19 protein-coding genes and 1 pseudogene are annotated in these 24823 nt (G+C 71.2%); 16 read left to right on the top strand and 4 right to left on the bottom strand.

The annotated features are described in order from the left end of the window. The 15 genes from KUTG_RS60620 to KUTG_RS03245 all read left to right on the top strand — a co-directional run. On the top strand, positions 1-650 hold a 650-nt coding region (locus KUTG_RS60620), incomplete at its 5' end, for a TauD/TfdA family dioxygenase (RefSeq protein ID WP_043714805.1). A 27-nt stretch (positions 651-677) separates the two neighbouring features. Beyond that, the gene (locus KUTG_RS03310) at positions 678-2159 is read left to right on the top strand and encodes an argininosuccinate lyase (protein WP_043714803.1); all 1482 of its coding nucleotides are present in this window, start codon (positions 678-680) and stop codon (positions 2157-2159) included. Beyond that, positions 2152-3039: a GHMP family kinase ATP-binding protein gene (locus KUTG_RS03305; protein WP_043714800.1), complete on the top strand. Its 888-nt coding sequence runs from the start codon at positions 2152-2154 to the stop codon at positions 3037-3039. Before KUTG_RS03310 ends, KUTG_RS03305 begins: the two co-directional genes overlap by 8 nt. Before the next feature lie 3 nt (positions 3040-3042). Continuing rightward, positions 3043-5283: a pyridoxal-phosphate dependent enzyme gene (locus tag KUTG_RS03300; RefSeq protein WP_043714799.1), complete on the top strand. Its 2241-nt coding sequence runs from the start codon at positions 3043-3045 to the stop codon at positions 5281-5283. A gap of 202 nt (positions 5284-5485) precedes the next feature. After that, positions 5486-6412: an ABC transporter ATP-binding protein gene (locus tag KUTG_RS03295; RefSeq protein WP_043714797.1), complete on the top strand. Its 927-nt coding sequence runs from the start codon at positions 5486-5488 to the stop codon at positions 6410-6412. Next, positions 6409-7767 carry an ABC transporter permease gene (locus tag KUTG_RS03290; RefSeq protein ID WP_043714795.1) on the top strand — a complete coding sequence of 453 codons (1359 nt, stop codon included), beginning with the start codon at positions 6409-6411 and terminating at the stop codon, positions 7765-7767. The genes KUTG_RS03295 and KUTG_RS03290 overlap by 4 nt, the downstream gene beginning before the upstream one ends. A gap of 5 nt (positions 7768-7772) precedes the next feature. Further along, positions 7773-10505 (top strand): YncE family protein, encoded by a 2733-nt coding sequence (locus tag KUTG_RS03285; protein ID WP_043728116.1) that lies wholly within the window; start codon positions 7773-7775, stop codon positions 10503-10505. Between the two features lie 187 nt (positions 10506-10692). Next, positions 10693-12903 (top strand): multicopper oxidase family protein, encoded by a 2211-nt coding sequence (locus KUTG_RS03280; protein WP_157494294.1) that lies wholly within the window; start codon positions 10693-10695, stop codon positions 12901-12903. Positions 12904-12905: 2 nt separating this feature from the next. After that, the gene (locus KUTG_RS03275; protein WP_043714793.1) at positions 12906-13523 is read left to right on the top strand and encodes a YcnI family protein; all 618 of its coding nucleotides are present in this window, start codon (positions 12906-12908) and stop codon (positions 13521-13523) included. Next, positions 13520-15061, top strand: a complete 1542-nt coding sequence (locus KUTG_RS03270) for a copper resistance CopC/CopD family protein (protein ID WP_043714791.1) — start codon at positions 13520-13522, stop codon at positions 15059-15061. Before KUTG_RS03275 ends, KUTG_RS03270 begins: the two co-directional genes overlap by 4 nt. Positions 15062-15182: 121 nt before the next feature. Next, positions 15183-15923, top strand: a complete 741-nt coding sequence (locus tag KUTG_RS03265; RefSeq protein WP_052393840.1) for a GNAT family N-acetyltransferase — start codon at positions 15183-15185, stop codon at positions 15921-15923. 32 nt (positions 15924-15955) lie between these two features. Then, positions 15956-16729 (top strand): lysophospholipid acyltransferase family protein, encoded by a 774-nt coding sequence (locus KUTG_RS03260; RefSeq protein ID WP_198046983.1) that lies wholly within the window; start codon positions 15956-15958, stop codon positions 16727-16729. Then, entirely contained in the window at positions 16726-17775 is a 1050-nt protein-coding gene (locus KUTG_RS03255; protein WP_043714789.1) for a beta-ketoacyl-ACP synthase III, read from the top strand. Before KUTG_RS03260 ends, KUTG_RS03255 begins: the two co-directional genes overlap by 4 nt. After that, entirely contained in the window at positions 17772-18014 is a 243-nt protein-coding gene (locus KUTG_RS60615; protein ID WP_043714788.1) for an acyl carrier protein, read from the top strand. Before KUTG_RS03255 ends, KUTG_RS60615 begins: the two co-directional genes overlap by 4 nt. A gap of 5 nt (positions 18015-18019) precedes the next feature. Continuing rightward, positions 18020-19054 (top strand): LLM class flavin-dependent oxidoreductase, encoded by a 1035-nt coding sequence (locus KUTG_RS03245; RefSeq protein WP_052393837.1) that lies wholly within the window; start codon positions 18020-18022, stop codon positions 19052-19054. A gap of 58 nt (positions 19055-19112) precedes the next feature. Here KUTG_RS03245 and KUTG_RS03240 read toward each other — a convergent pair. The 4 genes and pseudogenes from KUTG_RS03240 to KUTG_RS63085 form a co-directional block, all read right to left on the bottom strand. Then, positions 19113-20706: pseudogene (locus KUTG_RS03240) on the bottom strand (phytoene desaturase family protein). Between the two features lie 70 nt (positions 20707-20776). Continuing rightward, complete coding sequence (locus tag KUTG_RS03235) at positions 20777-21226, bottom strand: SRPBCC family protein (protein ID WP_043714785.1); 450 nt, start codon at positions 21224-21226, stop codon at positions 20777-20779. 41 nt (positions 21227-21267) lie between these two features. Further along, the gene (locus tag KUTG_RS03230; RefSeq protein ID WP_043714783.1) at positions 21268-23352 is read right to left on the bottom strand and encodes a catalase; all 2085 of its coding nucleotides are present in this window, start codon (positions 23350-23352) and stop codon (positions 21268-21270) included. A gap of 173 nt (positions 23353-23525) precedes the next feature. Continuing rightward, entirely contained in the window at positions 23526-24257 is a 732-nt protein-coding gene (locus KUTG_RS63085; protein WP_232240627.1) for a hypothetical protein, read from the bottom strand. On the opposite strand from KUTG_RS63085, the gene KUTG_RS63080 reads away from it, so the two are divergent. Then, positions 24241-24823: epimerase (locus KUTG_RS63080; RefSeq protein ID WP_232240626.1), on the top strand; the 583-nt coding region annotated here is incomplete at its 3' end. The genes KUTG_RS63085 and KUTG_RS63080 overlap by 17 nt on opposite strands.

Genomic DNA, 24823 nt, shown 5'->3' with positions numbered 1-24823 from the left:
GCTACGCCGACGAGGTGCCGAGTCGTATCGTGTTCGGCTGCCTGACCGCGCCGACGACGGGCGGTCACACCGAACTGGCCGACGCCGCGAAGGTGCTCGACAAGCTGCCGGGCGACCTGGTCGACCGGTTCGCCGACGGCTGGCTGCTGACCCGGATGTTCCACGAGGTCGGTGTGTCCTGGCAGGAGGCGTTCGACGCCGACAGTCCGTCCGAAGTGGACACCTACTGTGCCGGCGCCCACGTGTGGCGGGAGTGGCAGCCCGACGGCCGGCTGCTCACCCGCCAGCGCCGCGCCGCCGTCGTCCGGCACCCGCGTCGGGACATCCCGTTGTGGTTCAACCAGATCGCCTTCCTCAACGAGTGGACCATGGACCCGGTGATCAGGGAGTTCCTGGTCGACTCCTACGGCCCCGACGGACTGCCGTTCAACACCGCGCACGGCGACGGCACGCCGATCACCGCCGAGACCGTCGAGACGATCAACGCCGCCTACGCCGAGGTCGCCGTCTCGGAGCCGTGGCGCGACGGCGACGTGCTGCTCGTCGACAACGTCCGCACCGCGCACAGCCGCACGCCGTACGAGGGGGACCGCGAGATCGTCGTGATCCTCGGCGACCCGGTCCGGCTCGCCGGCCACGTCCTGCCCTGACCCACCACCCACATCGGAGGACTCGTTTTGGCCGCTCACAAGGAGTTCTGGACGTCCGCCCTCAGCGGCCGCGTGGCGGGCGGCCCGAGCGAGCTGCTCCGCGCCGAGGTGCTCGACCCGCAGTTCCACTACGAGAGCCGACAGCTGCTGCCGCACTACCTGGCCATCGAGACGGTGCTGGCTCGCGAGTACGAGCGGATGGGCCTGCTCACCGCCGAGGAGACCAAGGCCATCGTCGACATCCTCGACTCGGTGGACGACGAGACGATCGTCGCGTGGCGCGACGCGAACATGTCCGACATCGCTTTCGCCCTGGAACGCTGCGTCGAGCAGCGGCTGGGGACGGTGGTGCCGTACTGGCACGTCGACCGCAGCCGCAACGACCTCCAGTCCTGCGCGCAGCTGATGTTCGGGCTGCGCCAGCTGCGCGCCACCGCGGGCGTGCTGCTCGAGTTCGGCGCGACCGCGCACCGGCTGGCCGGCGAGACGGCCGAGATGCCGATGCCCGGCTACACCCACCACCAGGCGGCCCAGATCATCACGCCCGGCTACTACCTGGCGGCGGTGTCCGACCAGGTCCTGCACACGGCCCGCCGGCTGCTGGCCACCCACGACGGCATCGACGCCTGTCCGCTCGGCGCCGGCGCGATGGCCGGCCAGCAGCTGGAATGGGACCGGGACCGGATGGCGCGGGATCTGGGCTTCCGCCGGCCGCAGCCGCTGGCGCTGACCGCGGTGGCCTCCCGCGGCTGGGTGCTGGAGGTGACCGCCGAGCTCAGCATCTTCGGCGCGGTGCTGAGCCGGTTCTGCACCGACCTGCTCACCTGGGGCAGCAGCCAGTACGGCTTTCTCGACCTGCCCGACGAGCTGTCCGGCATCTCCTCGGCGATGCCGCAGAAGAAGAACTTCCCGGTGCTGGAGCGGATTCGCGGCCGCACCGCCCACCTGGCCGCGTTCCACCTCGACGTGCTGCTCGGCCAGCGCAACACGCCGTTCACCAACCTGGTCGAGGTCTCCAAGGAGGCCGGCACGCACCTGTTCGCGGCGTTCGAGACGTGCCGGTCGGTGCTGCGCCTGGCCACCGCGGTGCTGGCCGCCGTCACCTTCGACGCCGAGCGGATGGGGGAGATCTGCCGCAGCGAGTTCTTCGGCGGCTTCAGCCTCGCCAACGCGCTCACCCTGGACGAGGGCGTGCCGTGGCGGCGGGCCCAGGTGATCGCCGGCGCATATGTGTTGGCCGCGTTGAAGTCGGGTCGCGAACCGTCCGATGTGGACGGTGAGTTGCTCGGACGGGTCGCGCGTGAGCACGGCGCCGAGTTGAGCGACCCGCTCGGTGCCCTCTCGGAGGCGTTCGACGTCGACAAGTCCTTGGAACAGTTGGTGTCCAGTGGGTCCGCGCGGCCCGGGGCGGTACGTGCGGTGCTGGCCGATCAACAGGGGGAATACGAGCGGCTGCGCGCCGAATGGGCAGCTCGCGTGAGCGCGGGGGGAGACCCGGACGATGAGTGACGGCGCAGTGGGCACGGGGCGGGCCTTCGGCACGTTCGGCGAGCTGTTGCAGGGCGTGCTGCCCGAACACGACCGGGACTTCCTGGTCACCTTTCCCGTCGACGCGTGGGCCACGGCCACCTTCCAGCACACGCCGGACCGGCCGGACATCGTGGTCGGCCCGACCACGAAGCTCAAGTCGCACCGGCTGGTCCGTCTGGCCCTCAACGAGCTGGGGGAAGGCGGCGGCGGCCGGCTCACGCTGAGCAGCGAGCTGCCCGAGGGCAAGGGCCTGGCCAGCTCCTCGGCGGACCTGGTCGCCACGGCGCGGGCGGTGGCGGCGGCGTTCGGCCGGACCTTCGACGAGCCGGCGATCGAGTCGCTGCTGCGCCGGATCGAACCGTCGGACGGTGTGATGTACGACGGGATCGTCGCCTTCTACCACCGCGAGGTGCGGCTGCTCGACGTGCTCGGCACGCTGCCGCCGCTGGCCATCATCGGCCACGACGAGGGCGGCCAGGTCGACACCATCCGGCACAACCGCCTGCCCAAGCCGTTCACCGCGCGGGACAAACGGGAGTACGCCCGCATGTTGGTCGAACTGGCCGAGGCCGTGGACTCCGGCGACCTGCGCACGGTGGGGCGCATCACGACCCGCAGCGCCGAGATGAACGCCAAGCTGCGGCCGCGCGGCGGGTTCCGGGAACTGCGCCGGGCGTGCAACGAGGTCGACGGCCTCGGCCTGGTGCTGGCCCACAGCGGCACCATGCTCGGCATTTTGCTCGACGGGGACGATCCCGAGCAGGACACCAAGACGGAGTACGTCAGACGCAACTTCGCCACGCTGGGCGGGGAGTTCATCGGGCACCGGTCGCTGTCCCGGGCCCGGACGGGGGTGTGACCGGTGTTGTTCGACAACGTCCGCGAAGCGATCGGGCACACCCCGTTGGTGCGCCTCGACCTGGACTCGCCGCACGGCGTGCGCACGTACGCCAAGCTGGAGCTGCAGAACCTGTTCGGCATGAAGGACCGCGTCGCCGGCAAGATGATCCTGGAGGCCCGCCGCACCGGCACGCTGCGCCCCGGCGCCCCGATCGTGGAGAGCAGCTCCGGCACGATGGCCCTCGGGGTGGCGCTGGTCGGCCGATCCCTCGGCCACGAGGTGCACATCGTCACCGACCCGCGGATCGACCGGATCACGCTGGCCAAGCTGCGGGCGCTGGGCTGCCAGGTGCACGTCGTGGAGCGGATGCACGACACCGGCGGGTGGCAGGCCGTCCGCATCGAGCTGCTGGACCGGTTGCTCCGCGAGATGCCCGACGGGTTCTGCCCGCGCCAGTACAGCAACCCCGACAACCCCGGCAGTTACGCCGACCTGGCCGCGGAGATCCTCGAAGACCTCGGCCCCATCGACATCCTGGTCGGTTCCGTCGGCAGCGGCGGCTCGCTGACCGGCACCGCCCGTGCGCTGCGGCGGACGCTGCCCGATCTCCGTGTCGTCGGGATCGACTGCGTCGGCAGCGCCCTGTTCGACCAGCCCGACGTGCCCAAGCGGCTGCAGAGCGGGCTGGGCAACAGCCTGCACCCGCAGAACCTCGACCGCCGCGAGATCGACGAGGTGCACTGGCTCAACGACCATGAGGCCTTCGCCGCCACCCGGGACCTCGCGCTGGAGCAGCAGATCTTCGCCGGCAACACGGCCGGCTCGGTGTACCGCGTGCTCAAGGACGTCAGCGCCCGGGCGGCTGCCGGCGCACGGGTCGTCGGCATCCTGCCCGACCGAGGCGACCGCTACACCGGGACCGTCTACAGCGACGAGCACTGGGCCGAACACTCGCTGTCGGAGGTTCCCCAAGCGGACCGGCCGGCGCCGGTACGGTACGGCACCGTGGTCCACACCTGGTCGCGCGCCGACGCCGGCGAGATCGTGCACAACGAACCCCACCTGCTGTTCGTCGAGGCGAACACCTCCGGCACCGGGGTCCTGGCGCTCACCGGTGCCGAGGGCCTCGGGTACCGACCGGTGCTGCTGACCAGCCGTCCGGAACGCTATGCGGGTCTTGCCGGGACCGGCGCCGAGGTGCTCGAGTGCGACACCAACTCGTTGGTCGCCCTGCGCGCCGCCGTGCAGAAGCGGTTCCGACGGGAGGAGATCGCCGGCGTGACCACGACCAGCGACTTCTACGTGCCGTTCGTGGCGGAGCTGACCAGCTGGCTCGGGCTGACCGGCAACACGGTGGATGCCGTGACGACCTGCCGCAACAAGGCGCTGCTGCGCGATTGCCTGGCCGCGGCCGGCATTCCCCAACCGAAGTACGTCGCCGTCACGGACGCCGCCCAGGTTTATGCTGCCGTCGAGCAGGTCGGCCTGCCGTGCGTGGTCAAGCCGGCTGACGACTCCGGCTCGACGAATGTGCTGCTGTGCCGGACCTTTGACGAGGCCCTGGCGCAGACCGAACGGGTGCTTGCCGTCCACGCCAACGTGCGAGGTCTGCCCACCGCCGGCATCGCACTGGTCGAGGAGTACGTCGACGGCCCGGAGTTCAGCGTCGAGCTGTTCGACTCCTTCGCCGGAGTCACGGAGAAATCCGTCACCGAAGGGCCGTGCTTCGTCGAGCACCGGCACCTTTTCCCGGCCCGGTCCGAGGAATTGTCCGACGCCCTGATCTCCGCCGCCCGCCGGGCCGTCGGGGCTGCCGGCATCCGTTCCGGGGCCACGCACACCGAACTGCGGCTCACCGCGACGGGACCGGTCGTCATCGAGATCAACCCCCGACTGGCCGGCGGCATGATTCCCGCCCTGATCGAGCTGGCCACCGGTGTCGATCTTGTCGCCCAGCAGCTCCGGCAGGCCGTGGGGCTGCCGGTGGAGCTGACTCCGTCCAGGTCCCGCGCCGCCGCGATCCAGTTCCTGCTCGCCGAGCGCGAAGGCACCCTCGTGGCGGTCGACGGCGTCGACCGCGCCCGATCAGTCGACGGCGTCGACCAGGTGGCGATCACCACCCGTGCCGGTGCCGAGATCCGTCCCGCCCGGGACGCCTACGACCGGCTCGGCTACGTGATCGCCAGCCACGAGGACCCTGAGCAGACCACCAAGATCCTCGCCGCCGCCGTGGCCGAGATCGAGGTCCGCACGGGCGGGTGACCCCGGTGGCGACGTGCTCTTGCGGTCCAGGCCCTGAAACCCCTGTTCGGCCGGCGCCGGATGGACCCCGCGCGAATCATTGCGAGGTTTGTCCGGACGCCGCCGGTTGGTCGATCCCCGTTCGGCGAACGTTCAACGGGGGCCGGTCTGCGTGTCACTTGCCGTGCCCTACGGTCCTCACAGCGTGCGGAACGGGGAATCCATGGACACGAGTCTCGCGGTCCGGGCTCGCGGCATCACGAAGTGCTTCGGCGATGTCGTCGCCCTCGACGGCATGGATCTGGATGTCGAGCAGGGTCAGATCCACGGGCTGGTCGGACCGAACGGCGCCGGCAAGACGACGCTGCTCGGCCTGCTGCTGAGCCTCGCCGTCGCCGACGAGGGCAGCCTGGAGATCCTGGGCGCACCGGTCGGCCGGGCGCTGACGGCGCCCGACGGTGTCGCCGGCTTCGTGGACGGGCCCGGCCTCTACCCCTCGCTGACGGCCCGGAAGAACCTCGCCGCGCTGGCCACGCTGCGCGGCCGCGACGCGCGCACGGCGGGCATCGACGACGTGCTCGGCCAGGTCGGGCTGGCCGACGTCGCTGACGACCGGGTCCGGGGCTTCTCCCTCGGCATGCGCCAGCGGCTCGGGCTCGCCGCGGCGCTGCTGACCCAACCCCGGCTGCTCGTGCTCGACGAGCCCTCCAACGGCCTCGACCCGGCCGGCAAGCGGCAGGTGCACGGCGTCCTCAACCGCCTCGCGGCGGACGGAACCACCGTGATCATCTCCAGTCACCGCATGGACGACGTCGAGGCGCTGTGCTCGGAAGTCACCATCCTCGCCACCGGGCGGGTCGTGTTCACCGGGCCGTTGGGCAAGCTGTCGGCCGAGAACCGCGAACTCGACTACCGGATCCGCACCTCCGATCCGGAGGCCGCGCAGCGCCTCGCCCTCGACACGCCGGGGGCCGTCGTCGTCGAGAGCTCCGACGCCGCGCTGATCGTTGTGCGGGCCGATATTCCGGCTCTCGACGACCTCGTGGCCCGGCTCGTGCACGCCGGCGTCGCGGTGCGCGAACTCGCCCCCGTCGTGTCGCCGATCGAGGCCGCGTTCCTCGCTCTCACCGATCAGGAGACCGGCCGATGACCGCCGTCCTCGACGCCCCGGACACGACCACCCGTCCCGTGTCGGTGGCGCACTGCTACCGCTTCGAGATGGTCAAGCTGGTGTCCCAGTGGCGGATCCGGTTGCTGGTGCTGGCCTGCTGGCTCGTGCCGGCGCTGTTCGTCGCCGCGGTCAGCCGGCAGAGCGATCTGCCGACCGACACCCTCTTCGGCCGCTGGATGAACATCAGCGGGTGGGCCGGCCCGTTGGTGATGCTCGGCTTCGCCGGCGTCTACGCGTTGCCGCTGCTGACTTCCGTCGTCGCCGGCGACGTGTTCGCGGCCGAGGACCGGCTCGGCACCTGGCGGCACCTGCTGGTGGCGGTGCGGTCGTACCGGCGGATCTTCGTGGCGAAGGCGTTGGCCAGCCTGACCGTCATCCTGGTGCTCGTGGTCGGGATGGCCGTGTCGAGCACGGTCGGCGGGGTCGTGGCCGTCGGCAGCCATCCGCTCGTCGGCCTCGACGGCCATGTGGTGGCGCCGGCGGACGCGGCCGGACTCGTCCTGCTCGCGTGGATCTGCGTGCTGGCCCCGACACTGGCGCTGGCCGGGATCGGGCTGCTCGGGTCCGTCGCATTAGGACGGTCACCGATGGGGCTGCTGCTGCCGGCCGTCGTCGCCCTGGCCATGGGGGTGGCCCAGATGCTGCCGCTGCCCGTCGCCGTCCGGCTCGCATTGCCCAGCTACGCCTTCATCGCGTGGGAAGGCTTGTTCACCAGCACGGCACAACTCGGTCCGCTCCTGATCGGCGTCGCGGTGAGCCTGATCTGGGCCGTCGCCGCGACCGCGCTGGCCTACCTTCTGTTCGTACGGCGGGACTTCACCAACCTCACCCACGACGGCTCGGGCCGCCGGGCGCTCACCGTCGCCGCCGCGCCGCTGGCCGGCATCCTGGTCGTCACGGCCGGGATCCTCGCCGTCGCGACGTCGGCCGCCACGGACTCCGGGATCGACCGGGACAAGGTGCAGCAGTCCGTCGCCACGGCCTTCGCCCACCTCTACCGGCTCCAGACCCAGCAGCTGCACCGCCCCGACGTCACCGAGGAGCAACTGGCGGCCACGGCCGCCTGCGCCAAGGGCGACGGCCTGGCGGAGCCCGACGGGCCCGGCAACGACTGGCGCTGCGTGGCCTCCTGGCACCTGCCCGGCACCACGGCCGTCGGACAGGCCATCTACCAGCTCGACGTCGCCTCGGACGGCCAGTACGTCGCCGACGGCGACGGGCCCAAGGAAGTCAACGGCTACTTCCAGGTGCGGACCCCGACCGGGGACCAGCCGAACCCCCTCTGGCAGTTCGACGGCCACGTCGACCTGCTCTCTGCCCCGTCGAAGGGATGAATCCCATGCAGGTAGCGCGCCGCAGAAGGCGTGTCGAGAGACGTGTCCCGCGCGGATTACGCGTCTGGACCGCGGGCGTCTCCGTGCTCGCCCTGGTCGCCGTGGGCTCCGGCGTCGGCTCGGCGTCGACCCGCCAGTTCGGCACCGACCAGGTCGGCGACACCACCCGCCAGGGCCAGGTCATCTCCAGCGACCAGTACCTCAACCCGATCGGCGACCGCCTCGTCGTCAACAACGGCAAGATCATGGCCTCGTCGGTCAGCCCCGACGGCGGCCACCTCGCCGCGCTGGTCACCGACGGCGGCCTGGCGCTGGTGGTGGTGGACCTGAAGAGCTGGAAGGTGCAGCAGCTCGTCGGCAACTCGGCGACGGCCGACCTGAAGATCTCCGGCAACGACGTGGGCCAGGAAGGCCCGTCGTACTCGCCGGACGGCAAGGCGCTGTGGCTGGCCCAGACCGACGGCTACCGCAGGTTCACCGTGAACGCCGACGGCACGCTGGCCAACCCGACCTTCGTCGCCATCCCGGCCGACGGCGCCAAGCACGGCCTGCCGGCGCAGGCGGTGTTCTCCGCCGACGGCAAGACGGTGTACTCCGCGGTCAACGGCCAGAACCGGGTCATCGCCATCGACGCGGCGACCGGCGCGATCGGGCAGAGCTGGGCCGTCGGCAACGCCCCGCGCGACCTGGTCCGCATGGGCAGCCGCCTGTACGTCAGCAACGAGGGCGGTCGCCCGGCCAAGCCCGGTGACAACACGCTGAACTCGTACAACACCCAGGTGCCGGCCAGCCCGGTCACCGGCGCCACCACCACCGGCACGGTCAGCGTGATCGACCTGGCGCACCCGGCCGCCGCGGTGGGCAGCATCGACGTCGGCCTGCACCCGACCGCCTTGTACGCCAGGAACAACACCCTGTTCGTGGCCAACACGTCCAGCAACGGCGTGTCGGTCATCGACACGGGCCGGAACAAGGTCGTGCAGACGATCTCGACGCAGCCGTGGCCGGAAGCCTCGGTGGGCTACGAGCCCGACGGCATCACCATGACCAGCGACGGCCACCTGCTGGTGACGCTCGGCCGCGCCGACGCCGTCGCGGTCTACCGCTTCTCCCAGGCGCAGGAGCCGGTCAGCTACGTCGGCCTGCTGCCGACGGACTACTTCCCGACCGCGATCGCCACGGTGGGCAACAACATCGTGGTCTCCAACACCCGCGGCATCGACGCCCTGCGTCCGACCACGGCCGCCGGGCACAACACGCACGACACGACGTCGAGCGTGCAGAAGTTCCGGCTGCCCGACGACCGGGCGATTCGCGGCTACACCGGCAAGGTGTTCGAGCAGAACGGGTGGACGAACGGTTCGGTCCAGCTGGCCAACGGCTACGGCAAGGCCAAGCCGGCGCCGGTCCCGCAGCGCATCGGCGACCCGTCGACGATCAAGCACGTCTTCCTGATCGTCAAGGAGAACCGGACCTACGACCAGGTGTACGGCGACGACCCGCGCGGCAACGGCAACGCGGCGCTGGCCACCTTCGGCGAGAACGTGACGCCCAACCAGCACGCGCTGGAGCGGCAGTTCGGCCTGTACGACAACACCTACGACATCGGCACCAACTCCGCCGAGGGCCACAACTGGCTGATGCAGGCCGACGACCCGGAGTACACGGAGTCCTCCGCCGGCGAATACCTGCGCAGCTACGACACCGAGGACGACGCGCTGGGCCACCAGGCGTCCGGGTTCATCTGGACCGGGGCGCAGGCGGCCGGCAAGACCGTGCGGGACTTCGGCGAGTTCCAGCAGTTCCTGACCAAGCCGGCCGACGCCTCGTGGCAGAACCTGTACTGCGACGCCAAGAACATGGCCGCGACCGGACAGTCCACCGCCTACCCGCTGGTCTCGTCCTCGCCGATCCCGTCGCTCAACAGCGTGTCGGTGCCGGGCTTCCCGAAGTTCGACACCTCGGTGCCGGACGTCTACCGGGAGCAGATCTGGAAGCAGGACTTCGCCAAGAACGGTCCGGCCAACCTCAACATGTTCTGGCTGTCCAGCGACCACACCGGCGGCCCGCCCAACCCGGCCGCGCAGGTCGCCGACAACGACCTCGCGACCGGCCAGATCATCGACACCATCTCGCACAGCCCGTACTGGAAGGACTCGGCGATCTTCGTCGTCGAGGACGACTCCCAGGCCGGTCTCGACCACGTGGACGGCCACCGCGCCCCGATCCAGATCATCAGCCCGTGGGCGCAGCACGGCGTCGTGGACAACCACTACTACTCGCAGATCACGATGATCCGCACCATCGAGCAGATCCTCGGGATCCACCCGATGAACCAGAAGGACAGCGCGGCCACCCCGATGACGGCGGCGTTCACCACCAAGCCCGACTACACGCCGTTCAACTCGGTGCCGAACCGCACCTCGCTGACCCTCGGCCTGTCCACGCCACCGTCCTGCGGCGTGGACACCGTCGCGCCGCAGTTCGCCGCGTCGGCGCCGTCGACCACCGTGCCCACGGACAAGAAGCAGTTGGCGGCACAGTGGATGTCGTGGGAGGGGCAGCAACACCTGACCGGATCGAACGCCGTGCCGGACTACGCCAATCCCGCGCAGATGAACCACCTCACGTGGTACGAGACGCACGGGTGGACGCAGCCCTACCCGGGTGAGAACAAGGTCTACGCCCCGGACCAGGTTCCCGGCGGGTACATCCCGTCCTCGGACTCCGACGGCTGACGAGCGTTCCTCGGGTAGGTCCGGGATCGGCGGTTCCCGGGCCTACCTAGGAACCGGGCGACCTACCTAGTCAGTTCGAGCACCCCTAGGTGACAACGGGGATTCCTAGGGGTTTCCAGCCATAGCTGGGATCGGGACAGCGTGGATAGTGTGCCGGCCGGGGAAAGCGAGCACCCGGAGGCCATTGATGGCACGGATCAGCAGAAGGCAGATGCTCGTCGCCGGGGCGGCCGTGGGCGCGGTGGCGTTCCCCGCGGCGAGAGGGCTGGCGGCGGTGGGTGGGCCGGTGGCGCCGGAGGCGGTGACGCAGGCGCAGACGCCGTTGGCGAGCGCGAGGATTCCCAAGTACGTCACGGCGCTGCGGACGTTCGCGGGCGGCCGGGTGTCGGGATCGAGCTTCACGACGAGGATTGCCGAAGCGCCCCAGGTGGTTCTGCCGAGCTCGATGTACCCGCCGGGACACGCGGACGGCACCTGGGTGTGGGCCTACCAGGTGGATGGGATGGCGGCGTCCTGGCCGGGCGTGACGGTGGAGGCAACGCGAGGAACGCCGACGACGATCACGTACGTCAACAGCCTGCCCCGCAGCTCGCGGGTGCAGCCGCTGTTGACGATCGACCAGACGATCCACTGGGCGGACCCGTTGGGCGTGGTGAAGGCGTCCCAGCCGTACACGGGACCGATGCCGACGGTGGTGCACCTGCACGGGGCAGAGGTCCAGTCGGCCTTCGACGGACTGCCGGAGGCGTGGTTCACGCCGGACGGTCGGCACGGACCGGCCTACAGCACGGCATCCGGAACGGCCTCGAACGCGGCGGTGTACTGCTACCCGAACACGCAGCCGGCGACGGCCCTGTGGTTCCACGACCACGCCCTGGGCATCACGAGGATCAACGTGCTCAGCGGCCTGTCGGCGTTCTACCTGGTCCGGGACAAGTTCGACACGGGCCGCCCGGACAATCCGCTGCGACTGCCAGCGGGCGCCTTCGAGGTGGAGCTGATGCTGCAGGACCGGCTGTTCGACACGAACGGCCAGCTGCGCCTCCCGGACGGCAGCAACACCGACGCGGACCTGAACGGCCCACCGTCGAATCCGCTGTCGCACCCGTTCTGGATCCCGGAGTTCTTCGGCGACGCGATGGTGGTCAACGGCCGGACCTGGCCGGTGCTGGCGGTGGAGCCCCGGCGCTATCGCTTCCGGTTCCTCAACGCCAGCAACGCGCGTTTCCTGCGAATGAACCTGACGGACCCGGCGAACGCGTCCTCGGCGACGCCGCCGTCGGCGGTGGCGTGCTGGCAGATCGGCACCGACGGCGGCCTGCTGGACCGGCCGGTGGAACTGAACGACCCGGCGAGGCCGGACGCGCCGAAGCTGTTCCTGGCGCCGTCGGAGCGGGCGGACGTGATCATCGATTTCAGCGGGCTGCGCGGCCGGTCGCTGATCCTGACCAACGACGGCCTGTTCCCGTACCCGAGCGGCGGCCCGCCGGACCCGAACCTGGACGGCCAGCTGATGCGCTTCGACGTGACACTGCGACTGTCCGGTCAGGACACCAGCTACAACCCGGCGGCGGGCGCGCCGCTGCGGGGCGGCAGCGGGCAGCCGCCGTCGATCGTGCGGCTGGCGAACCCGGCGACGGGCGCGGTCGCGGTGGGCGTGCGGCCGACGGTGAAGCGGCAACTCGTCGTCTTCGAGCAGGAGACCGTCGACTGCGCGGTCTCCGACCAGAGCGACGGCCCGCTGGAGGCGTTCCTGAACAACAGCAAGTGGAACGGCCTGCGGGACGGGACGACGACGCCGATCACGGGGTCGCGGGGCAACACCGGCCTGTTCATCACCGAGCTTCCCCGGGTCGGCGCGACGGAGCTGTGGGAGCTGCTGGACATCACCGACGACGCGCACCCGATCCATGTCCACCTGATCCAGTTCCAGGTGCTCAACCGGCAGACCGTCGATGTCGACGGCTACCGCGCGGCCTGGGCGGCGATGTTCCCGGGCGGCACGTTCGCCGGCCAGCAGTGCGACGGCTCCTTCGGCCGCACCACCTACCCGGCCGGCGAGATCATCCCGGGCTACGGACCGCCGCGCGACTACCTGACGCCCAACGCGGACGGGGCGCTGGGCGGCAACCCGGCGATCGGCCCGTTCCTGACCGGCCCGGTGCTGCCGCCGGATCCGGCCGAGGCGGGCTGGAAGGACACGTTCAAGATCAATCCAGGCATGGTGAACCGGGTGCTGATCCGCTGGGCGCCAACGGAAATCCCGGTCGGCGACGCCCAGCCGGGCGTGAACCGGTACGCCTTCGACCCGACGGTCGGCCCGGGCTACGTGTGGCACTGCCACATCCTCGATCACGAGGACAACGAGATGATGCGCCCGTACATCCCGGTCAGGTAGCCATGTGGCGCGTGATCGTGCTGGCCGCCGCGACGGCCTTGGCCCTGCTCGCCGGGGCGGGAACCGCCGCGGCGCACGTGACGACGCAGCCTTCGACGGCGACGAAGGGCACGGCGGCGGAGATCGCGTTCCGGGTGCCCGACGAGGAGAAGTCGGCCAGCACCACCGAAGTCCAGGTGAGCCTCCCGGCCGACCACCCGATCGCGTCGGTGCGGCCGAGGGCGATGGCCGGGTGGACGGCGGACGCGACGACGACGCGGACGGCGACACCGCTGAGTTCGGACGACGGGCCGGTCACCGAGGTGGTCTCGGTGATCACCTGGCACGGCGGGAGCATCGCGCCGGGCAGCTACGACGCCTTCGTCGTGCTGCTCGACCCGGTGCCGTCCGACGAGGACTCGTTGGTGTTCAAGGTGATCCAGACCTACGACAACGGCGACGTGGTGCGCTGGATCGACACCGGCGCCGGCACCGAACACCCGGCTCCGGTCGTGACGCTGGTCGCGGCCGAGCGGGCGGCGGCCGTGCCGGATCTGTTCGGCGTCACCGGCACGGTCCTCGGGGTTGTCGCCGGGGCGATGGCTGCCCTCGCCTGGCGTCGGAATCGCCAGGCCCGATGAGATCCGTGCCGGCGGTGCTGGCCGGCGTCCTCGTGGCACTGCTCGCGACCGCCGGTCAGGCCGCCGCGCACGCGGCGCTGCTGGGCACGCAGCCGGCGCCGTCCTCGATACTGGTGACGGCGCCGTCCACCGTGACACTGAGCTTCGGCGAGCCGATTCAGGTGACGACGGACGGAATCCAGGTGCTCGGCCCGGACGGCTCCACAGTGGACAACGGTGGGGTGGGCCACGTCGACGGCCGGCCCGACACGATAGGTGTGGCGATCAAGGCGCATGGGACGGGCACGTACACGGTGTCCTGGCACGTGGCGTCGGCGGACTCGCATCCGGTGTCGGGCGCGTACACGTTCTCGGTCGGCCATCCATCGGTGGCGCCCGGGACATCGCCCGGCGGCGACACCACGGTCGCGGTCCTCTACTGGCTGTTCCGGGCGTTCGGCTATGTCGCGTTCGCCGGGCTGGCCGGTTCGCTCGGCTTCCTGTTCCTGTGCTGGCCCGGCGGCTACGTCACGAAGCGGCTGACGTGGGGCAGCTGGGCGGCGCTCGTGGTCGCGACCGTCGCGGACGCGCTGCTTCAGGGCCCGTACAGCACCGGGCTCGGGCTTGACCACATGTTCGACAGCGGCCTGCTCGCGGTCACCATGGGCATCCCGCTCGGCACCGGCCTGGTGATCAGGATGTCCCTGCTGGCGCTGACCGCGCCGGTGATTGCCGACGCGTATCCGTTCGGGCGGCGCGCTGTGGCCACGCTGCTGCTCAGCGGCCTTGCCGTCACGTGGTCGATGTCCGGGCACGACGCGGACGTGGCCACGGTGCCCGCCGACGTGCTGCACCTGGACGCGATGGCCCTGTGGGTGGGCGGCCTCGCGGTGATCCTGGTCGCCAAGCCCCCGCCGTCGGCGATCGCCCGGTTCAGCCGACTGGCGCTGGCCTGCGTCGGAGTGCTCATCGTTACCGGGATCTTCCAGAGCTGGCACCAGCTCCGCGCCCTCGACACCGACTACGCGAGGCTGTTGGCGGTGAAGGTCGGTGTCGTGCTGGCGATCCTGGCTGCGGCCTGGTTCTCCCGCCGCTGGCTGCGAACTCGACCCGAGGCGGTCCGGCGCTCGGTGCTGCTGGAGACCGTCGGGGCCGTTGTCGTGCTCTCGCTGACGGCGGCGCTCGTCGCCGCCAACCCCAACGCCCTGTCCACGTCGGAGGAGGGCCCGCTGGCCTTCGACACCGGCGGTCCGCACGGCCAGGGCAAGCTCCAGATCGGCGTGTTGCCGGGCACGGTCGGCCCGAACATCATCTCCGTCACGGTCACCGATGCCGCCGGCATGCGCGTGGACGTCGCCGAGTTGGACGCTCAACTGTCGATGCCGGACAAGGGGATCGGTCCGATGGCCGTGTCGATCCCGCGTACCGGCATGGCCATGGGCGGCTATCGTGCGGCCGGCGTCGAACTGCCGTTCGCGGGCACCTGGCGGCTGGCCATCACGGTGCGCACCTCCGAGTTCGACGAAACCACCGTGGTACGGCAGATCCAGGTGACCTGAACACCGATAGTTCGGGCAGGTGTTGCGGTATTTCCGGCCGACTCTGATCTTGTCGGAGAACTGAACGGCGCGTGGCCTCGTGTGCCTGCGGTCAAGGAGTGGTGGCCGAACAGGAGAGTCGATGGCCGACGCGGAGTACGAGGCAGTTGTCACGCGGGACGACGACCTGGTCCGGCAGGCCCAGCAGTTGCGGCAGCAGGTGTTCGGCGAGGAGTTCGGCCTGTCGGCCTCGGCCGACGGTGTCGACAGCGACGCGTGCGACCGATACGCCGATCACGTGGTCGTTCGGCACCGAACGTCCGGGGAGGTGGTCGGGACGTACCGGATGCTGACCCCGGCCGCCGCGGCCCGGGCCGGCGGAAACTACTCGGACCAGCTGTTCGATCTGCGCCCGCTGCGGTCGATCCAGCCACGGCTGCTTGAGCTCGGGCGAGCGTGCGTGCATCCCGAGCACCGCAACGGAGTGGTCATCAGCCTGCTGTGGATGGGGCTGGTCGCGCATGCGCGGGAGCAGGGCCTGCGCTGGCTGGCCGGGTGCTGCTCCGTGCCGCTGGCCGACGGCGGCGCGGAGGCGGACCGGATCTGGGCCACCGTCGCCGAGAAACACCTGGCACCGCCGGAGCGCCTGGTCGCGCCTCGCCGTGAGTGGGTCGTCGGGCCGGCGGAACGGATCCCGGAGCGAGAACTGCCGGCGCTGCTCAAGGCATACCTGCGGCTCGGCGCGCAGGTATGCGGCAAGCCCGCGCACGACCCGGACTTCGACACGGCCGACCTGTACGTGCTCCTCGACCTGGACGCGGTGCCGCAGCGCTACCTGGCCCGGTTCGAGCGGCTCTGGGCGTACGGACGGCAATGCGCCTGAGCGTGACGGCGACGTGTTCCGTGGCCGGCTGCGTGTCCGCCACGACCCCCACTGTCGGTCCCGCGCTGCTGGCGATCCGTCGGCTCAAAGTCGCGGTAGCGCTGGTGGCGTTCCTGCTGTGCCTGGCTTTCCTGGCCGTGGGGCCACCACCGTGTGTGGGCCGAGCCGTGTATTCGTGGTGGTTTCGGGGATTCCTGTTCGCGCTGGGCATTCGGGTCCGCGTGCGTGGCCCTCGTGGGTCCTGGTACGACGGCCCGGAGCTGGTCGTCGCCAATCACGTCTCGTGGCTGGATTCCGGCCTGATCCAGTTGTGGCGGCCGGGCCAGACACTGGTGAAGAGCGACGGCGACGACGTGCCCGCGATCGTCCACCGGCCGTTGCGGGCGCTCGGCACCGTGTTCTTCGATCGCGAACGGCCGGAGCAGCTGCCCCGGACGATCGGTGAGATCACCGGGATTCTGCGTGGTGGCGGGCGGTTCGTGTGCTTCCCGGAGGGCACGACCTACTGCGGCGAGCATGCCGGCGCGTTTCGGCCGGCGCTGTTCCAGGCGGCCGTGAACGCCGGTGCGCCGGTTCGGCCGGTGCGGGTCGACTACGTGCTGTCGGATGGCTCGCCGGCCACGGCCATGGCCTTCATCGGCGACGACAGCCTGACCACCTGGACGAGTCGGGTGATGGCGGTTCGGGGAGTGACCGCCGAGATCGTCTTCCTGCCGCCGTTGCCGGCGGTCGGCGGGCGGCAGACCCTGGCGCGGCTGTCGGAGGACAGCGTGCGCGCCGTGCGACACGAGGAGACAACACCGTGAACGAACGACTTCCGGCCGCGGTCATCGCCGGGCTCGGGGCCTGGGTGCCGCCGAACCTGGTGACCAACGAGGATCTGGCCGGCCGGCTGGACACCACCGACGAGTGGATCCGAACCCGATCCGGCATCGGCCAGCGCTACCACGTGCCGCCCGGCTTGCACACGTCCGATCTGGCTGTGGCCGCCGGGCAGCGGGCGATGGCGTCGGCGGCAGTGTCCGATGTGGACTGTGTGGTGCTGGCCACGGAGACGCCGGACCGGCGCGTGCCCGGCACCGCACCCGTGGTGGCCGAACGGCTCGGCTTGCGGGGCCGGGGCGCGCTGGACGTCAACGCCGCGTGCAGCGGCTTCGTCTACGGGCTCGCCACCGGCGCCGGCCTGATCGCCACGGGCACGGCCGCCACCGTGCTGGTGATCGGTGCGGACACCAACTCGCTGTACCTCGATCCGGCCGACCGGTCCCTGTACCCGCTGATGGGCGACGGCGCGGGCGCCGTCGTGCTGCGCCGGGGCGACCGGGCGGAGCCGGGCGCGCTCGGCCGGTTCACGCTGGGCAGCGACGGCTCCCTGGTGGACCTGATCACCTCGCCGGGCATCGGCTCGGAGCAGCGCGCCAGTGGCGAGCCGATGACCGCGGCGGACGTCCACACCAGGATGCAGGGCCGGGCGGTGTTCGAACACGCCGTTGTGCGGATGTCCGACGCTGTGGGCACCGCCCTCGAACTCGCCGGCTGGCCCCAGGCGGAGCTGGACCGGGTCGTGGCCCATCAGGCGAATCTGCGCATCCTGCGGGCCGTCGGGCGACGGCTCGGGCTGACCGACGACCAAGTGCCGATCCATCTGGACCGTGTCGGCAACACCGTGGCCGCTTCCATCCCGTTGGCGCTGGCCGACGCCACGCGCTCGGGCGCTCTCAAGGCGGGACACCGGACCGCGCTCGTCGCGTTCGGCGCAGGCGCCTCTTGGGCCGCGACCACGGTGCACTGGCCCGAACTCGACCTGTCGGCCACCCACTTTCCCTACCACCACACCGGGAGCACCGCATGAGCCCCGATTTTCCCGCCGTCCGCGACCTTGTCGCCGAGATCCTGGCCGTGCCGGCCGACCGGGTCGATCTCGACACCGTCCTGGGCACGCTCGGCCTCGACTCGCTCGCGCTGGTCGAGCTACTGCTGGCGATCGAGTCCACCTTCGCGGTCCGGCTCACCGACGAGGACATCGACCAGGACCACCGGGTCGGCGACGTGCTCGCGGTGATCACCGCGCGCCGCGGTGTCGAGGGCTGAAGGTCTTGTCTCAGCAGCGATTCCAGACGTACGGCACGACGCCGTCGCCCCGCGCCGACGAGCTGCGGACCGTCGTCGGGTCGGCCCGCCGCGCGCAACGGCACGGCCTGGACGGCCTGCTCGCGTTCCACAACCTGGGCAACCTCGACCCATGGGCCGTCGCGAGCACGATCCTGCACCACAGCGAGAGCGTGACGCCGCTGGTGGCGCTGGCTCCGCACGCGATGCCGCCGTTCACCGCGGCCAAGCTGATCCACACGCTGACCCGCCTGCACGGTCGGCGCATCGACGTCAACCTGATCACCGGGGCCGCCGGCGCCGAACTGGAGCAGCTCGGCGAGATGCTCAGCCATGACGAGCGGTACGACCGGCTGATCGAGTACGGCGTCGTGTTGCGAGCGTTGCTCAGTAACTACGCGCCGCTCAATCACAGCGGCCGCTTCTACAACTACCGGGCCCTGCGAACGAATTCCGCGTTGGAGGAGTACCTGCGGCCGCGGTTCTTCGTGGCCGGCTCCTCGCCGGCAGCCCGCCGCACGGTGCGGGCGGTCGCGGACGTCGCCATCACGCACCCCGAGCCGGTCGACCGGTTCGCCACCACGTTCGTCGAGTCGGACATCGGGATCGGCATCCGAATCGGCCTGCTGGCCAGGGAAACCGACGCGGAGGCGTGGCGGGTCGCGACCGCCCGCCATCCCTACGACCGCCGAGCCGAGCTGACGACGGCCATGCGCGTCCGGTCCGGGTCGGACTGGAGCCGGCGGCTGGCCACGCTGGCTGCCGCCGAGGAGACCTACGACGAGGTGTACTGGACCGGCGCCTATCGCACGGACAAGGGCGCCATGCCGCTGTTGGTCGGCAGCTACGACCGGGTCGCCGACTACCTGGACCGCTATCTGGCGTTGGGTGTCCGCACGATCCTGTTGGGCGGTCTCGACACCGACGACGATTTCCGCCACGCCGCGGTCGTGCTGGATGACCTCCGGACGTGCCGCGCCGGTGTGATCGGCCTTCGACCGACGGACGGCACCCTACCCTGAGGCGACCGCCGCTCGCACCAGTCCAGTGTTGACGGACTCCGTCGCCGTTGTCAGCGGTTCAGCCGTAGACCAACCGGTGGGCGGCGTTGATCGCGGCCTGGTAGCCGCCGCCGGCCCAGCCGGCGCGGGCCAGCGCGGCCCGAGCGGCGTTGCTGCCCGGACCAAAAAAACACGGCCCCGCCGGGATGGGCCGACGCGCTGGCCAGGAACAGCCGTTGCACCGGCGTGTCGGAGCGGGCCAAGCCGGGCACCGGTCGGAAGAACAGCTCCTGGTGGATCGCCGACGTGCCGCCGTTGATCGCGCCGTCGACCAGGCTCAGGTTGTGGCCGTGGAGGTCGTCGGGCCCCTGCACGGCCCGAGCCACGACCAGGTCGCCGAAGCCCGGGGCGTGGCGCTCGACGGTCCGTTCGACGCGGTCGGCGGCCCGCGCCAGCCGGGTCGAGTCCCAGCGCTGGCCGTGCGGCACGTGCGTGTACGCCCACACGGCCTCGGTGCCGGCCGGGGAACGCGACGGATCGGCGGTGGTCATCTGCCCCAGCAGCAGGAAGGGGTCGCGGGGTGTTCGCCCCCGGGCCAGGTCGACGGCGAAGGTCGACATGCCGTCCATGTCCGCCCCCAGGTGCACGGTGCCCGCGCCGCGCACCTGCTCCGCCGGCCACGGCACCGGGCCGGACAGGGCCCAGTCCACTTTGATCGTCGCGGGGTCCCAGTGGAACCGGTCGAGATCGTCGACCAGCCGCGCCGGCAGATGCTCGGCGCCGACCAGATCGCGGTAGAGCGCCGGGGCCGGCACGTCGGCCAGCACCGCGCGCCGGGCCCGCACGGGCTGGCCCTCGCTGTCGCGCACGCCGACGGCCCGTCCGCCCGCGACCAACACCCGATCCACGCGACGGTTGCACACGATTTCGCCGCCGCGCTCGGTGAGCCGCCGCACCAGCGCCGCGGTGATCTGGCCCGCGCCGCCCTCGGGCACCGGGAATCCGACGTCCTGCCCCAGCATCGCCAGCAGCCAGCCGAACACGCCGCTGCCCGCGTTGTCGACGCCGACGTCGGCGTGCATGGCGTTGCCGGCCAGCAACAGCCGGGCACCGTCTCCGGCGAACCACTCGTCGGTGAGGGTGCGGGCCGACAGCGTCACCATCCGCGCCAGGCGCAGGGCCTCGGCGGCGCCGATCCGGCGCAGCAGGCGCGCGCCCGCGCGGACCGGCGGAAACGGCTGGAACAGGACGTCCAGCAGCGGCTCCCGCAGCCGCGTCCACTGCTCGTGCATGCGTTCCCACGCCGCGCCGTCCTGCTCGGCGAATTCCGACACCGAGCGGATCGTGCGGTCGAGGTCACGGGACAGCACCGCACTGCGGCCGTCCGGCAGGACATGGGCGACGACGTCGGGCGCGTGCCGCCAGGTGAGGCTGTAACGCTCCAGGTTCAGCTGCGCGAACACCGGCGACGCCGCCGACATCGGGAAGAAGGCGCTGCACAGGTCGCTGCGGTAGCCCGGCGCCGTGATCTCCTCGGTGTGCACCGCGCCACCCGGCCGCTCGGCCGCCTCCAAGACCAGCACCTGCCAGCCGGCGTCGGCCAGCAGGTTGGCGGCGACCAGCCCGTTGTGGCCCGCACCGATCACCACAGCGTCCGCAGACTCCTCTGACATGCGTGCGGATTCCACCCGCTCGGTCCGTCAAACGCGAAGTGCCGGCGCACGCGTCGATCCCGGGCCCGATCTACGGCTGAACCGCGCGGGCGCGCCCCCGAGCGAGGTCGGACAAGCGGCCCAGGACCTCCTTGTTGCGAGCGCGCAGCAGCACACCTTGCACGGAGGCCGGCACGAGCGTCGCCGGCCCCTCGGTGGCGTGCTCGACCATGGTGATCGTGGTGCCGTCGCCGGTCGGCGTCAGCTCGATGCGGATCATCGCCGCGCCCAGCGGCCACAGCCGGGCCCGAAGCTCGATCATCCGGTCCGGCACGGTCGCCGTGACCTCCGTCCAGTCGTTGAACTGCAACGGCCACAGCCCGGCGCTGTGGTGGATCCGGCAGCCGACCGCGGGCCAGGCCGGATCCACCTCGCGGATGTGGGAGTTGCCGACGACCCATCCCGCATAGGACCAGCCGTCGGAGAGCACGGCGTACACATGCTCCGGGGACACCGGGACAGTCCTGCTGACCTCCGTCATGCAGGCAGGATGCCCGCCGGCATGACGGTGAAACGGGGCCGTCACACCGAAGGCGGGACGATGGAGGCCATCACGAGGTCGGCGCGCTCCCACACCCGGTGCCGACCCACCGCCGCCAGCAGCTCGGCGGCGAATTCCCGGCCGACCTCGTCGCCGGCGAGCACTCCGGGCTGGTTCGCGCCGATGCCGGCGGCGGACAGCACCTGGAGTCCGTCGCCCCAGGCCGCGATCGCCTTGCAGTGCCGGAAGGCCTCCTGCAACAGCACGGTCAGCTTGATGTCCCCGGTCGGCGTGGTCGAGCCGGCCACGACCAGCGCGTCGAACTCGATGGACCGCGTGGTCAACAGCGTGCGATCCACGGAGTGCTGGGACCGGCCCTTCTTCAGCTCTCCGCCGACGGGCGCGATGACCAGCAGCGTGGCCCCGGCCCGCTCGACTGCCTTGCGCAGCTTCGTGATTCCCGCGAGGTCGGATCCGGCGTCAGCGATGACGCCGATCTTGCGGCCCGCCACCGGCCCGGGTTCGGTCACGACCTGGGACAGGGCGGGGGACAGGACCACGTCCTCCGCCGGACTTCCCGTCGGGGCCGGCAGACCGAGGCCCGCGGCGACCTGCTCGCACAGGTCGGAGTCGACCTCGGCCAGCACGGCGAGTTCTCGTTCCTTGACGCCCTGCTCGTGGCACTTGCCCAGCTCGAAGGTGAACGCCTCGACGACGTGCTTGCGCTCCAACGGCGTCAGGCTCCGGTAGAACATCGTCGCCTGCGAGAAGTGGTCGTCGAAGGAGACCGGGTTCTCCCGGACCTTCGGGCCGCTGACCTCGCGCGGCACCTGCACGTACCCGCCCTCGTCGGCCGAGGCCCGGGCGGGCCGGTCCTCGTCCAGGCCGTTGGGCAGGTAGGGGGTGACGCCGGTGTGCACGGCGGTCTGGTGCATCCCGTCGCGCAGGTTGTCGTTGACCGCGGCGTGCGGGCAGTTGATCGGCAGCTGGGTGAAGTTCGGCCCGCCGAGCCGGGTGAGCTGCGTGTCCAGGTAGGAGAACAGGCGGGCCTGCATGAGCGGGTCGTCGGTGACCTCGATGCCGGGCACCAGATTGCCGGTGTGGAAGGCGACCTGCTCGGTCTCGGCGAAGTAGTTGGTGGGATTGCGGTCCAGGGTGAGCTTGCCGACCAGCTGCACCGGGGCCAGCTCCTCGGGCACGATCTTGGTCGGGTCGAGCAGGTCGATGCCCTCGAAGGTCTGGTCCTCGGTGTCGGGCAGCAGTTGCAGGCCCAGCTCGAACTCCAGCGGCGCGCCGGCCTCGATGGCGTCGGCCATGTCCCGGCGGTGGAAGTCCGGATCCGCGCCGGCGGCGATCTGCGCCTCCTCCCAGACCAGCGAGTGCACGCCGGCGACCGGCTTCCAGTGGAACTTCACCAGCGTGGTGGCGCCCTCGGCGTTCACCAGCCGGAAGGTGTGCACGCCGAAGCCCTCCATGGTGCGGTAGGAGCGCGGGATGCCCCGGTCCGACATCGCCCACAGCACGTGGTGGGTGGCCTCGGTGTGCGTCGACACGAAGTCCCAGAAGGTGTCGTGCGCGGTCTGCGCCTGCGGGATCTCCCGATCCGGATGCGGCTTGCCGGCGTGGATGACGTCGGGGAACTTGATGCCGTCCTGGATGAAGAAGACCGGCATGTTGTTGCCGACCAGGTCGAAGTTGCCCTCGGCGGTGTAGAACTTGACCGCGAACCCGCGCACGTCGCGCACCGTGTCGGCGGAGCCGCGCGAGCCCAGCACGGTGGAGAACCGGACGAACACCGGCGTCGTGCGGCCTGCGGCCAGGAAGTCGGCCCTGGTCACCGCGGCCGCCGTGCCGTAGCACTCGAACGTGCCGTGCGCGGCCGCGCCCCGGGCGTGCACCACCCGCTCCGGGATGCGCTCGTGGTCGAAATGGGTGATCTTCTCGCGGAGGTGGAAGTCCTCCATCAACGTCGGACCGCGGGAGCCGGCCTTGAGCGAGTGGTCGGTGTCGGGCAGCCGCAGGCCCTGAGCCGTGGTGAGGAACTCTCCGTTCTGAGTGCGGGTTCCCTCCACGCCCGTGGGTTCCACGGGCGCCGGCGCGCTCTGGTCCGGTTTCGCAGACGGCATGGCGACTCCAGCTCTCTCGATGACCCTGTGCCGGCGTCGGGATCGCGAGGCCCACAAAAGGTGAGTGTCACTCGGTCCATGGTGAGACGGCCGCCGGCTGCTTGACGGCCGATCGACGCCGGGCTTCCGACTACCCTGCGTGTGCCGCGCCAAACCGGTCGACGGCAGCGCCGTCATGTGGACCGGGCGGACCGCCGGTAGCGTCGCTCGCCATGGGCATCGTGCATTCCAGCGTCGTCGATTTTCCGCCGGACGAGGTGTTCGCCTGGCACCGCAGGCGTGGAGCGATGCCGCGGTTGACGCCGCCGTGGGCGCCGCTGCGCGTGCTCGCGGAAGCGTCGTCGCTGCGTGATGGCCGTGCGGTGCTCGGGTTGCCGGGCTGGCTGCGATGGGTCGCCGCGCACCAACCTGACGGGTACGACCCGCCACGCCGGTTCGTGGACGAGCTGGTCTCGCAGCCGCTGCGCACGGTCCTGACCTGGCGGCACAGCCATGAGTTCGCCGCCGAGGGCGACTCGGCGACGCGGGTCACCGACCGGATCGACACCCCGGTGCCCCAGGCCCTGCTGCGACCGATGGTCGCCTACCGGCACCGGCAACTGGCCGACGACCTGGCCACTCATCGGTGGGCGCGTGAGCTCCGCCCGAATCCGATGACGGTCGCGATCACCGGCAGCGGCGGCCTGATCGGCACGCAGCTCGCGGCCCTGCTCAGCACCGGCGGCCACGAGGTGATCCGCCTGGTCCGGCGCACCCCGCGGTCTTCGGGCGAACGGCGGTGGCGACCCGCGGATCCCGATCCCGACCTGCTGGCCGGCGTGGATGCCGTGGTGCATCTGGCCGGAGCGCCGATAGCGGGCCGGTTCACCCCGTCCCACAAAGGCCGCCGTGCGGGACAGCCGCATCGGGCCCACCCGTCGGCTCGCCGAACTGGCCGCGCGTGGGCGGCACCGGCCGGCGGCGTTCGTCAGCGCCTCCGCCGTCGGCATCTACGGCGCCGACCGGGGCGACGACCTGTTGACCGAGGACAGTCCCCGCGGCGACGGCTTCCTCGCCGATGTCGTCGCCGACTGGGAGAGCGCCGCCATGGCCGCCGCCGAGGACGGCGTCCGGGTCGTCACGGTGCGCACCGGGATCGTGCAGTCCCCGCGCGGCGGCAGCCTGCGCCTGTTGTTCCCGTTGTTCGCGGCCGGACTCGGTGGCCGGCTGGGCGACGGCGAGCAGTGGCTGGCCTGGATCGGCATCGACGACATGATCGACGTCTACCTGCGGGCGCTGGTCGACCGCGGCCTCGTCGGACCGGTGAACGCCGTTGCGCCGCAACCGGTTCGCAACGCCGACTACACCACGGCACTGGCTCATGTCCTGCATCGGCCGGCGCTGCTGCCCGTGCCGTCGTTCGGGCCCCGCCTGGTGCTCGGCGCGGAGGGAGCCGACGAGCTGGCCGGCGCCAGCCAACGGGTGGTGCCCC

It is taken from the genome of Kutzneria sp. 744, from assembly GCF_000568255.1.
GTDB lineage: Bacteria > Actinomycetota > Actinomycetes > Mycobacteriales > Pseudonocardiaceae > Kutzneria.
This window is presented reverse-complemented; position numbering and strand designations above follow the sequence as displayed.